Origin of the sequence: Bartonella sp. AP280QHHD (assembly GCF_042196125.1) — a bacterium.
Lineage (GTDB): Bacteria > Pseudomonadota > Alphaproteobacteria > Rhizobiales > Rhizobiaceae > Bartonella.
Map to the genome: position 1 here is coordinate 17,524 of NZ_JBHIPQ010000013.1, position 12,839 is coordinate 30,362.

At 37.3% G+C, this 12,839-nt stretch carries 6 protein-coding genes and 1 pseudogene; 3 read left to right on the top strand and 4 right to left on the bottom strand.

Going from position 1 to position 12,839, the window contains the following annotated elements:
• Positions 1–129 precede the first annotated feature (129 nt).
• Positions 130–2,238 (bottom strand): ATP-dependent DNA helicase RecG, encoded by a 2,109-nt coding sequence (gene recG / locus ACFIMK_RS00480; protein WP_375638215.1) that lies wholly within the window; start codon positions 2,236–2,238, stop codon positions 130–132.
• Positions 2,239–2,640: 402 nt separating this feature from the next.
• Between recG and dnaE the strand changes: the two genes are divergently transcribed.
• On the top strand, positions 2,641–6,108 hold the full coding sequence (dnaE, locus tag ACFIMK_RS00485) for a DNA polymerase III subunit alpha (protein ID WP_375611586.1): 3,468 nt from the start codon (positions 2,641–2,643) through the stop codon (positions 6,106–6,108).
• Positions 6,109–6,299: 191 nt separating this feature from the next.
• Here the strand turns inward: dnaE and ACFIMK_RS00490 are convergent, their stop codons facing one another.
• Positions 6,300–7,547, bottom strand: coding sequence for an FAD-binding protein (locus ACFIMK_RS00490; RefSeq protein ID WP_375636833.1), 1,248 nt, complete (start codon positions 7,545–7,547; stop codon positions 6,300–6,302).
• Positions 7,548–7,599: 52 nt separating this feature from the next.
• Positions 7,600–7,848, bottom strand: coding sequence for a zinc-finger domain-containing protein (locus tag ACFIMK_RS00495; RefSeq protein ID WP_375611536.1), 249 nt, complete (start codon positions 7,846–7,848; stop codon positions 7,600–7,602).
• A 325-nt stretch (positions 7,849–8,173) separates the two neighbouring features.
• Between ACFIMK_RS00495 and ACFIMK_RS00500 the strand changes: the two genes are divergently transcribed.
• Together ACFIMK_RS00500 and ppx are read left to right on the top strand one after the other, a co-directional pair.
• Positions 8,174–10,354, top strand: coding sequence for an RNA degradosome polyphosphate kinase (locus tag ACFIMK_RS00500; protein WP_375638214.1), 2,181 nt, complete (start codon positions 8,174–8,176; stop codon positions 10,352–10,354).
• A gap of 6 nt (positions 10,355–10,360) precedes the next feature.
• Entirely contained in the window at positions 10,361–11,878 is a 1,518-nt protein-coding gene (ppx, locus tag ACFIMK_RS00505) for an exopolyphosphatase (RefSeq protein WP_375638213.1), read from the top strand.
• Positions 11,879–12,151: 273 nt separating this feature from the next.
• Here ppx and ACFIMK_RS00510 read toward each other — a convergent pair.
• Positions 12,152–12,337 (bottom strand): annotated as a pseudogene (locus tag ACFIMK_RS00510) (helix-turn-helix transcriptional regulator).
• Between the last annotated feature and the right edge of the window lie 502 nt (positions 12,338–12,839).

Genomic DNA, 12,839 nt, shown 5'->3' on the forward strand with positions numbered 1-12,839 from the left:
CAGTTGATTTGTTATTCGTTCATGAAGCATAAAGATGGTAAGAGACTGCGTAGATCATTTATGGGTAATTCTAAGAGAAAATCATATTTGAACAGAGAGGTATTTAAGTTTTTTATTAGAGGGTTTTTGTTATCCTGCTCGTAAGAGGCGTGCAGCATCGTTGTGTCCGAAAAGATAAAGGAGCAACCGTAAAGCTTGTCCTTGCTCAGAAGAAAGATGAGGATCGCGTTGTAAAAATAAACGAGCATCTTTTCTTGCCATTGACAAAAGATCGCTATGAACTGCAAGGTTTGCTATATGAAATTCAGGGACTCCGGATTGTTTTGTACCTAAAAGTTCTCCTTCGCCTCGTAGGCGCCAATCTTCTTCAGCAATTTCAAAACCATCTTCTGTATTGCGGATAATATTAAGGCGTGTTGCTGCTGTTTTAGTCAGTGGATCTTTATAGAGCAAAATGCAGGAAGATTTTTTATCGCCTCGTCCTACACGTCCACGTAATTGGTGCAATTGTGAAAGGCCAAAATGTTCCGCGTGTTCGATGATAATGATCGAAGCATCTGGAATATCTACTCCCACTTCAATGACGGTGGTTGCAACTAAAATACGTGTATTTCCACATTTAAAAGATGCCATAGCGGCTTCTTTTTCTGCTGTAGACATTTTTCCATGGATCATACCAACGTGTGCTCCAAAGCGCTCATGGAGAAATGCAAAGCGGTTTTCAATTGAAGTGAGATCAAGAGCTGTCGATTCCTCTACTAAAGGACAAATCCAATAGAGCTTTTCTCCTTTTTCTAATGCAATTGCGATTCTCGCTATAAGCTCATGAAGACGTTTCAAAGAAAGCGTTGCTGTTGTAATGGGTTGTCGTCCCATTGGTTTTTCGGTAATTTTAGAGACATCCATATCACCAAAAGCTGTTAAGACAAGTGTGCGCGGAATGGGCGTGGCGGTCATAACCAGCATATCAGCTTTATTGCCTTTTTCTGTAAGAGCGATACGTTGATGGACACCAAAACGGTGTTGTTCATCGATAATGGTTAAAGCGAGATTATTATAAGTAACGCTGTTTTGTATGAGAGCATGAGTTCCGATAACAATAGAAACTTGACCTGACAGAATATCATTCACGATATTTGTCCGCAATTTTCCTTTTTCTCGTCCTGTTAAAAGCGTTGTTTGTAATCCGACCTTTTCGGCAAGAGGAGCGATGGTGGCAAAATGTTGCCTAGCAAGCACTTCAGTTGGTGCCATTAAAGCTGATTGTCCTGAATTTTCAGCAATTTGTGCCATTGCCATCAATGCAACAACAGTTTTTCCTGTGCCTACATCACCTTGAAGTAGTCTTAGCATTGGTTCTGGTGAAGCAAGATCATTTGCGATATCTTCTACTGCTTTTTTTTGTCCGGTTGTGAGTTGAAAGGGGAGGATATTAAGCAATTTTTTAGTATAAATTCCTGTTGATGGTCGAGAAGTGCCAACAAGAGATTTAGTTTTCAAACGCACGAGTCCTAGTGCCAATTGACAAGCGAGCAATTCATCATAGGCAAGACGTTTGCGTGCTGTACTTTCTAAGGATAGATCATTGGGGTTAATGGGCGCATGGATACGGCGTAAAGCAACAGAAAAAGAAGGAAAATTTTGTTGCTTTTTTACATTTTCATCTATCCATTCTGGGAGGAGAGGAATAAAATCAAGAGTGTTTTGTATGGCGCGTCTTAGTGTCTTTACAGTTAGTCCTGCAGTAGAGGGATAGACAGGTTCGATGAGAGGTATCTGATTTGATTGTTCGCTTGGGGCAATATAGTCTGGATGCGCCATTGAAAGCTGTCCATTAAACCATTCAACTTTTCCTGATATAATGACTTTTTTTCCTTCGGGGAGTTGTTTTTTTAGCCAAAGAGGTTGAGCATGAAAAAAGACTAAATTTATTTTTCCTGTGTGATCATGGGCAATAACACGATAGGGAATTCGGTTGTGACCACGGGGTGGTGGTTGATGCTGATCGATGATAATTTCGAGCGTAACAGTATCTCCTTCTTTTGCACAAGTAATGTTGGGACGCATTCTGCGGTCTATAACGGAATGGGGCATTAATTGAAGAAGGTCAATAAGGGTTGCTTCGCGTTGTGTGGGATTAACATCTAAGAGTTTGGTCAATAAACCATAGACTTTAGGTGTAATACCAGAAAGAGTTCGGATAGAATTAAAAAGTGGGGTAAGAAGACTTGGAGGCATGAGCAAATTTAACCTGCCCTTTTTGTTTTTTCTAGACCTTTAGAAGAGCTTTTTGGGGATAAAGTCATAAAGACAAGGTTGCTTTATTTACACATTGAACTTTAGGAAGAGAAATTAATATTTAAAGAAAAATACAATTAAATGGTCAAAAATTAAAGTACTTAGATGAGGTATATTGTTTTTCTTTTTATTTTAGGTGTTTATTTGCTGTGAATAGAAGCATTTTCTTGATAGAACTCTCTTATAAATATTAATAAAATTGGGATATTGCTCCTATGTAGGATGATGAATTTATAGCTTTAAAGTTTGATGATGAACAGAAGTTTTTTCTTTTATAAGGGGTGCTGTTTAGCATTTATTTTGTAGTGGGAAATTGTGAGAGTGGTAAAAAATAAAATGCAAATGCAAGAGAACAAAAATTCTCTTCCTCGCTTTATTCATTTGAGAGTGCATTCAGCTTATTCCTTGCTCGAAGGGGCTTTAAAAATCCCCCAAATTATTCAACAGACGATTTTAGATCATGCACCAGCGGTTGCTATTACCGATACCAATAATTTATTTGGTGCTTTGGAATTTTCACAGCATTGTCTTTCTCATGGGGTCCAACCTATTATTGGTTGTCAGCTTACTGTTGATTTTTGTGATGAAAATGATCATTCACGTTTGGCTAAATGGCGTAATCCTTCTGATTTTTGCTCTATTGTTCTTTTGGCTGCTAGCGAAACCGGTTATGCTCATTTGGTTCGTCTTGTGAGCCGTGCTTATCTTGATAAGTGTGATACTGATCCTCCTCATATTAAAGCTGATTGGTTGTCAGAACACAGTGAAGGCATAATCGCTTTAACGGGTGGAAAGGGAGGACCTATTAATCTTTCTTTGGCAGAAGAGAAAAAAGAACATGCTGTTGAGCGCTTAATTTATTTGAAAAAATCTTTTGCTGATCGTCTTTATGTGGAGTTACAACGGCATGGCTCTTATGACCGGAGAGTAGAAGCTGATCTTATTGAATTGGCTTATGCGCATGAAATTCCTCTTGTAGCAACGAATGAAGCTTTTTTTCTGCAAAGAGAAGGGTATGAAGCGCATGATGCGCTGATGGCTGTTTCAGAAGGACAAATTGTCTCTAATCCAGATCGCAAACGTGTGACACCAGATCATTATTTGAAGTCACAAGATGAAATGGTTACACTGTTTTCTGATCTTCCAGAAGCTTTGGAAAATAGTGTTGAAATTGCATTGCGTTGTCATATTGCCTCGCCTCTTCGAAAACCGATATTGCCTCGTTTTATAGAACAATCTGTTAATTCAGAAACTACTTTAGAAATAGAAGATAGTGAGTTATTAAATCAGGCTAAAGATGGTTTGAAGATTCGGCTTGAAACAATAGGGTTGGCTGAAGGGTATACGATTGCAGATTATGAACAGCGGCTTGATTATGAAATTTCAGTTATTACGCGTATGCAATTTTCTGGATATTTTCTTATCGTTTCAGATTTCATAAAATGGGCAAAGGTTCATGACATTCCCGTTGGACCAGGCCGGGGTTCTGGTGCTGGTTCACTTGTTGCTTATGCATTGACGATTACTGATGTGGATCCCTTGCGGTTTTCTCTTCTCTTTGAACGTTTTCTGAATCCAGATCGTGTTTCGATGCCAGATTTTGATATCGACTTTTGTCAAGAGCGGCGCGAAGAAGTTATTCAATATGTTCAAAAAAAATATGGACGTGATCAAGTTGCTCAAATTATTACTTTTGGTAAGTTACAGGCACGTGCAGTTTTGCGTGATGTGGGGCGTGTTTTAGAAGTTCCTTATCGTCAGGTGGATTATCTTACAAAATTAATTCCTGCCACCCCAGGAAGTCAGGTAGAATTAGCAGATGCTATTAAGGATGAACCTAAATTTGAAGAAGAAAAGAAAAAAGATCCCGTTGTTGGACGCGCATTAGATATAGCGCTTCAGTTGGAGGGACTTTATCGTCATGCTTCAACTCATGCTGCTGGGATTGTTATCGGAGATCGTCCACTTTGGGAGCTTGTCCCGATGTATCGTGATCCTCGTTCTGATATGCCTGTTACACAATTTAACATGAAATATGTTGAACAAGCGGGGCTGGTAAAATTTGATTTTCTTGGATTAAAAACGCTTACTGTTTTGAAAATGGCAGTCGATTTTGTTGCCAGAAAGGGGATTAAAATAGATTTATCAAATATTCCTCTGAATGATGAAGCAACCTACGCTATGATGGCACGTGGTGAAACGGTTGGCGTGTTTCAGGTGGAAAGTTCTGGTATGCGCAAGGCGTTGATTGGAATGAAGCCAGACCGTATTGAAGATATTATTGCGCTGGTTGCACTTTATCGTCCAGGTCCAATGGAGAATATTCCAACCTATAATGCACGCAAACATGGGGAAGAGGAAATTGCTTCTATTCATCCTAAGATAGATCATCTGATCAAAGAAACACAAGGTGTTATTGTCTATCAAGAACAGGTGATGCAGATTGCTCAGGTTCTTGCTGGCTATTCGCTTGGAGAAGCTGATTTACTACGTCGTGCTATGGGGAAAAAAATTCATGCTGAAATGCAAAAACAGCGTACGCGTTTTGTCAATGGAGCTGTTGCAGGTGGCGTGGATAAAGATCAAGCTGATATTATCTTTGATCTTTTAGCAAAATTTGCCGATTATGGTTTTAATAAATCGCACGCTGCTGCTTATGCAATTGTTTCTTACCAAACGGCTTATATGAAAGCAAACTATCCCGTTGAGTTTTTAGCTGCTTCAATGACATATGACATGACGAATACAGATAAGCTCAATGATTTTCGGCGTGAAGCATTAAGGTTGGGTATTGAAGTTATTGCACCTTCTATACAAACATCTCATCGTGTTTTTGAGGTTGGTGATAATTGTATTTATTATTCTCTTGCTGCCATTAAAGGTGTGGGAGAAACTGTTGTAGATCATATTGTTTCTTGTCGTGGGAGTAAGATTTTTAAGGATTTGGAAGATTTTTGTGCGCGTGTTGATCCTCGTATTGTTAATAAGCGTGCGATGGAAAGTTTAGTTTGTGCTGGTGCTTTTGATTGTTTTAACATTGCACGTGAGGTTTTATTAGCCAATCTTGGAACCCTTCATGCGCGTGCACTTCGTATTCTCGATGACAATTCTAGCGGGCAGGTTGATATATTTGGAATGGCAGGCGGATTAAAAGAACCATTGATTTTATCGCAAACAACCCCTTGGTTGCCGGCTGAGAAACTTTATCGAGAATTTCAAGCTATAGGTTTTTACTTTTCTGCGCATCCTTTGGAGGAGTATCAAGCTATTCTGAACAAAAAACGCATTCAGACTTGGGGTAATTTTGCCAATGCCGTTAAAGGGGGAGCAACGGCTGCACGGCTTGCTGGAACTGTTGTGGCAAAAAACGTGCGCAAAACAAAATCTGGTAAAAAAATGGGAATTATTCATTTTTCTGATACAAGTGGACAATATGAAGCAGTTCTCTTTTCTGAGGCACTCTCGGATTATGAAGAGATGCTAGAACCCGGAAAATCTTTTATTATTACGGTGAGCGCAGAAAATCGTTCTGAAGGAGTTAGTTTGCGAATTGAAACAATTCAGTCTTTGGAAAATGAATCATTACAACAGCATAAAATGATGCGTCTCTTTATAAAAACAGTTGATATGCTTCCACAAATTGAACAAAATTTAAATCTTGGGGGGAATGGAGAGGTTGGGCTTATTTTAATTCAAGAGGATGGATTGCGAGAAGTCGAAATTGCACTTCCTAAGCGATATAAGGTAAATTCACATGTCGCAAATGCTATGAAATTAATTCAGGGTGTTGTTGATGTAGAATTGAGTTAAAGAAAGATTAAAGATGGGAGCTGATTTTGAGTGGTGTTTTTGCTTTTAGGAGAGCTAAAAATGGAGCTTTTAAAATCGGATTGTAGGTTTCGAAAAATATTGCTTTTATTAGAGTAAATTATGATATTTTTTAGTGTCATAAAATTAAAAAAATCTCGTTCTTTCGTAATATTCAAAGTGCCGGAAGAATTTTATAAGTTTTTATCATTATTTTTTATAGAATTCATCGCATCATACATGTAAAGCCAATTGAGATCTGACATAATGCTCTCTGGTGTACGAATTTTCATCATGAGATTGCGTGCAATTGCTATGGGACCGGTTGCGTGATAGGCTAATCTATTGAAATCTCCGCGTTTTTTTACTGCTGCAATACGCGGGGTGCGTGTTGTTTCGTAAAGCGAAAGTGCTTTCGTTAATGAAAAATCTTTCAATGAAAGTGCTTTTGCTAATGTGGCGGCATCTTCGATTGCCATAGCGGCACCTTGTGCTGCAAAAGGTAAGGCAGCATGTGCGCAATCGCCAACAAATACTTGTCTCTCTAAACCGATAAAACGATTTTGTTTCATTTGAAAAAGTGGCCAATAACTCCATTCATCAATATGATCGAAGATTTGTAAGATTTTTGAATTCCAATCTTTAAAAAGAGATTTGAGTTTTTCTTTATCTCCTTTATGGGCCCATCCTTCTTTTGAACTTTCTCCATGCGTAATGGCGACAAAATTAAAAATTTTTTCTGACGATTGAATGGGGTAGACAACAAGATGATTTTTTGGTCCCATCCAAGCCGTAATTGTCTTCATATTTTGCAATGAAGAACGAAAGTTTTGAGGAAGATTATCAGATGTTGTTGTTGCACGCCAAGCAATAAAGCCACTAAAATTTGCTTTTTCATGAAAAGGAGATTGTTGCCGTAATGTTGACCAAACGCCATCACATCCGATCAAGAGGGGCGTTGAATAAAGCTGTTCTGTTGCCGTATCTGTTTTTATTGTCGTGATTTTAATGTTGGTTGCCGATTGGGTAGAAGATACAATCGTTTCGCCTGCTTTGTATTTGATCAAAGGATTTTCAATCACTGCATTATATAAAATTTTTTGTAAAGCCGCGCGGTGAATCGTCATATAAGGGGCTTTCCAATATTTTTCTGTTAGATTAATAAGATGAGCCCGTAGATGTATTTTTAAAGATAATCCATCTTTTAACTCAAGAAAATATGGGATTGTCGCGACTTCAGTGAGTTTGTTAAGAAGTTTCCAGCGAGCAAGAATAGATGTTGCATTTGGTGTCAGTTGAATACCAGCGCCTATCGTTTCAAGTTGCTTACACTTTTCGATAATGGTGCTTGCAATTCCTTTATGAGCGAGTGCTAAAGCAGTGCTTAAACCAGCAATTCCTCCTCCAACGATGATGGGTGATTGTTCCACAAATGATTTCATATTAAACAAGCAGAATTAAAAGAGGGGTTATTAAGAAAGCCAAAAAACGCAATTATAATAGCTTTTCTGGATGATATAAGCATCCTGTTGGGTTTGTTTGATCGTATGATAGCGAGGGAACATAACGATAAAGGGTTGAGCAGTAAGGGCAAATTTTCTCATCTGCTGCTCCCATATCGATAAAGATATGAGGATGATCGAATGGGTGTGTAGCGCCTACACACATAAATTCTTTCACACCAATTTCGATTGTTTTATATCCAAGGTCATTTTGGAAATGAGGAATATTGTGATCAGCCATGGCATACAAACTCCAGAATAAATTTTCTCATCAGCTATGATTGGGCTCTTCTATTTTATAGGCGTGAGTTTGTAATAAAGCGTATAATAATGCAAGATGCTTTTTAAGACAAATTTCTCTTCTTTTATGCTATATTAGAATAGTTGTCTTACTTTTAGTGCTTTGCGCATAGCAATAATTCCAAGTACTTTTAAATATTAAATGGAAAAATGATGAGGGAAGTTAGGCATTGATATATTATTATGATGATAACATATTATCAAATGTTATGTGAGATATTTCGTCAAGGATTTTAGAAAATATAAAAGAAAATTATTTAGGATATATGGAACAGAGGGTGGTAGATAAAATTTCTATATCGAATATAACAATGAAAAATCCGGTACGATTTATTAATCGAGAGTTTTCATGGCTACAATTTAATAATCGTGTTTTGATGGAAGCGGCTAATTCGAAACATCCTTTATTAGAACGTCTACAATTTCTTTCTATTTCAGCTGCAAATCTTGATGAGTTTTTTATGGTTCGTGTTGCAGGACTAGCAGCTCAAATTCGTGCTCGCGTTACAGCGTGCAGTGCAGATGGGCACACTCCACAGGAACAACTTGATATTGTATTAGCTGAGATTTCAAAGCTGCAGGCTCACCAACTACGAGAATTGAATGTTTTACGTGATGAATTAAAAAAGAATGATATTGAAATTATTTGTTCTGATGATCTTTCAGAAATTGAAAAATCATGGCTTGAAAAATATTTTCTTGAGACAATTTTTCCTGTTTTAAAACCTTTACCTGTTGATTCTACTCATCCTTTTCCATTTATTCCTAATTTAGGGCTTTCTATTGGGCTTCAATTGTCTGGAGAAACTGATCAGAATTCACACACAGTGTTGTTATCTATTTCAATGCTTTTAAGGCGTTTTATTCTTCTTCCTCAAGAAGGCAATCATTTTCGTTTTATTGCATCTGAAGATGTTATTTGCCTTTTTATTAAATATGTATTTCCTAACTATGAGGTTAAAGAAATTGGTATATTTAGAATAATCCGAGATAGTGATATTGAAGTAGAAGAAGAAGCTGAGGATCTTGTTCATTTTTTTGAAACTGCTCTTAAAAGGCGGCGCCGTGGGCAGGTTATTCGAGTTGAGTTTGACGCAAAAATGCCAGAGAGTTTACGCCAATTTATAGCGAATAGTCTCGCTGTTCCTGATAATTGTATTAATGTCCTTGACGGATTTTTAGCGCTTAATACGGTATCAGAAATTGTTTCTATTCCCCGCGATGATCTTAAATTTATTCCTTATATTTCTCGTGTTCCAGAATGTATTCGTAAACATAAAGGGGATTGTTTTGCGGCTATTCGTGAAAATGATATTGTGATTCATCACCCCTATGAGACATTTGATGTTGTTGTCCAATTTTTACGTCAAGCTGCTTGCGATCCTGATGTTGTAGAAATAAAACAAACACTTTATCGTACATCAAATGATAGTCCAATTGTTGGCGCTTTGATTAAAGCAGCTGAACAGGGAAAGTCTGTGACTGCTTTGGTAGAACTTAAAGCACGTTTTGATGAGGAAGCAAATATTCGTTGGGCCAGGGATCTTGAATGTGCTGGGGTTCAAGTTATTTTTGGTTTTATTGCATTAAAAACGCATGCTAAGATGTCATTAGTTGTGAGACGTGAGGGAAAACGTCTTCGCTCTTATGTTCATCTTGGAACAGGAAATTATCATCCCATTAATGCTAAAACTTATACCGATCTTTCTTTTTTTTCCACGGATGATGATATCGCTCATGATGTTGCGTTATTATTCAATTATATTGCGCAATATGAGCGTCCAAATGAAACAATGAAGATTGCTTTTTCACCCTTAACACTGCGTGGTCGTATCTTAGAGCATATTGAGGGAGAAATTGTTCATGCACAACAGGGAAGGTTTGCTGCTATTTGGATGAAAGTTAATGCATTGGTTGATCCTGAAATTATTGATGCTTTATATCGTGCCAGTCAAGCAGGGGTGCAAATTGATTTGGTTGTGCGGGGGATATGTTGTTTACGTCCTGGTATTCTAGGAATTTCGGATAATATTCGTGTAAAATCAATTGTCGGGCGTTTTCTTGAACATAGTCGCATTTTTTGTTTTGGGAATGGTCAAGATTTGCCTAATGAAAATGCACTCGTTTACTTAGGCTCTGCTGATATGATGCCTCGTAATTTGGACTATCGTATTGAAATATTGGTTCCGGTTTTTAATAAAATAGTGCGTCAAAAAATTCTTTTACAGATTATGTTAGCTAATATCATTGATAATCAACAAAGCTTTGATATACTTAAGGATGGAACATCAAAACGTATTACACCGCAGATAGGTGAAAGTCTATTTAATGCGCAGGAGTATTTTATGGCCAATACAAGTTTTGCGGGGGAAAATGAGTCTTTTGAGTCTTCTGTTTCGCGCTTGGTTGCGTTGCATCGGCAACAAGCCGAAATACATAAAGACTAAAATCCAATGACATATAGAGATGCTCAAGGTCGGTTAAAAGGGCGTAAGCCTGTTGCTGTTATTGACATTGGCTCAAATTCTGTTCGGTTGGTTATTTATGAGGGGCTTGTTCGATCACCAACAGTTTTATTTAATGAAAAGATTCTTTGTGGTCTCGGTCATGGTGTGGCGAAAACAGGATTTTTAGAAGAAAAATCGATGAAAATGGCGTTGCAAACACTGAAACGGTTTCGTACGCTTTGTCGACAGATTGGGGCAGATGAGGTCTATACTTTAGCAACAGCAGCAGCACGAGATGCACAGAATGGCGTAGCATTTATTCAGCATGCTGAAGATATTTTGCAAAATAAAATATATCTTCTTTCAGGAAGTGAAGAAGCTATGTATTCAGCATATGGAGTTGTGTCTACTTTTTATCAACCAAAAGGTATTTCTGGGGATCTTGGTGGTGGAAGTCTTGAGCTGATTGATATTGATCATTCTGATGTTGGTGAAGGGATAACGCTCCCATTGGGTGGTTTAAGGCTACAGTATATGTCAAATAATGATAGTGCTGTAGCTACAAAAATTGTACATGAGCAATTTTATAAATCGTCTGTTGTTCGTACTCGTAAAGGTATAGCACGTTATTTTTATGCAGTAGGGGGGACATGGCGTAATTTGGCAAAACTCCATATGGCAATGAAACACTATCGGCTCCCTGTTATGCATGGCTATGAAGTTGATGCCGTTGAAATGGAGAACTTTTTACGTCTTGTAGCACGTGGCAATATTGATAATATGAGAGGGATTGCAGCGGTTTCTCAGAATCGTCGAAAACTTTTATCTTATGGGGCAATAGTTCTTATTGAACTCATTCAGTGTATGGAGTTTGAAAAGATAATCTTTTCTGGTGCTGGCGTTCGTGAAGGTTTTCTTTATTCACGTTTGCCGCAGGCGATTCGGCTTTCAGATCCTCTCATTGCAGCATGCACAGAAATGGCTATTTTACGGGCACGTTCACCAAAACAAGCAGAAGAACTCATTGATTTTACGACGAATGCTTTTGAAGTTTTTGGAATTTCAGAAACCGAAAATGAATGCCGTTATCGTCAAGCCGCTTGTCTTCTTGCGGATATTGGTTGGCGTATACATCCAGATTATCGAGGCAATGAAGCAGCAAATCAAATAGCTTTAGGATCTTATCCAGGAATTTCTCATGAAGGGCGCCTTTATGCGGCACTTGCTGTTTTTTTTCGCAATACGAGTTTATTGGTTGATAAAGAATCTCTTCCCATTTTTCAATTAGCAACTCAAAATATAATTGAAAAAGCACGTATTCTTGGCGAAACTATGCGTATTGCTCATCTTTTTAGTGCTTCTGTTGCAGGAATTTTACCTCATTTATTGTGGCATAAAAAAGCAGATCATATTATCCTGCAGATCCCAAAGAATTACGCTGGGTTATTAGGAGAACGTCCTCTTGGACGATTACAGAAGTTATCAAAAATAATAAAACAACCTCTCGCTTTTGAAATTTTTTGATTTTTTTCCTAATTTATTCGTGTTTTATGTCTTAATAATAGGGCCATTGACGAGGGATAAACTAGGTAGCCTATCATCATGAGCTGGACAATAGGACTTGTTCCATAACGCCCATGCTAGACACCACGCAAAGCATTTGTAATGCCTGAGCATTCATAAAAGAAAACATAATTTTTTATTCTGTTACTTGCATCACAGGATGGATTTTTCACTTCATAAGCTTCATGTGAAAATGAAAAGTTTTGTCCATTTTTACGTGAAAAGGTTTTCTTTTTATGCTGCGTCGTTATAACGTTTCTGTTTAGCTTGCTCGATTATCTTGATAAGATTACGATTGTAACCAACGCGATAAAAAACAAGTTTTAAAGATTTTGGGAGAGATCCATTGGTTACATGACGCTGGAATGTTGAAATACTCATATGAAACAGTTTTGCACTTTCACGGTCTGTCAAAAGAATATCATTTCAGTCATTATAAAATCCTTTCACTATAAAAAATAGAAATAAATCACAACTATTTATTAACCATGATTTTCGAATCCTTTGAAAGGTGTTTAATTTATAAAAAACAGCGCTTTATCATATAATTTCTTATGTGAAACTTTATGAGTCTTATTGAGATGGAATGAGAGAATCTTACGATATTCGGAGGTCTAATTCAATATAAATAACGCTAGATTATCGTTAGAAATCAATATATTGCTTTTGTTAGGTATTTTAGTTGTTATGCTGGCTCGTTTTTGATTGTTAGATTGCAATCTTGGTAGTTTTTAATACGATATGGTGACGTGAGGCATTATATCTTTGTTTGTTCCTATTTCTAGGCTGCTATTTTTGTAATGAATGCGCTTTTATTATCAGAACTTTTTTTTCAAAACTTTTAAATAAGGAACTGTCTGTTTTTTTAGATTATTTTTAATGGGATTTCTATTTAATTGACCTGATAAAGATTTAGCTATCA